At 39.3% G+C, this 349-nt stretch carries 1 protein-coding gene; it reads left to right on the top strand.

What is annotated here, in order from left to right; all coding sequences use genetic code 11:
• Positions 1-327, top strand: a 327-nt coding sequence (locus tag Q5762_RS37520; RefSeq protein ID WP_315896790.1) for a hypothetical protein, incomplete at its 5' end; no start/stop codon positions are given.
• Positions 328-349: the final 22 nt, after the last annotated feature.

The raw sequence follows: 349 nt of genomic DNA, 5'->3' as shown, positions 1-349 counted from the left end.
GATGATTTTTCTTGGTACCAATCATATAAACCTAAAGAGGGTAAGCCTTGGTTATTTACAGCGCCATCTTTAGAGCGTATTGCCGAGACAGTTCTTACCAAATCTGAATTAGAGGATAAGAAAAAGAGAGCAAAAAAACAACTGTATTCCCGTTTATTGCCAGTGATTGCGGGTGGGTGCGAAATACCAATTCCTTATGATTTTGTTCAGAAGAGTTTTCAGACGGCCTGCAATCCCTTTGCTCAATACCAATCTAAAGAGGGAGAAAGTAATCGAAAAATAAATTGGGAAAAAAATATCGGCGTAGCCTGTGCCTTATACAAGTGATGTCGTGCCCGTCATGATAAAT

This window comes from Streptomyces sp. P9(2023) (assembly GCF_032436795.1).
In the GTDB taxonomy this organism is placed as follows: Bacteria; Actinomycetota; Actinomycetes; order Streptomycetales; family Streptomycetaceae; genus Streptomyces.
This window is presented reverse-complemented; position numbering and strand designations above follow the sequence as displayed.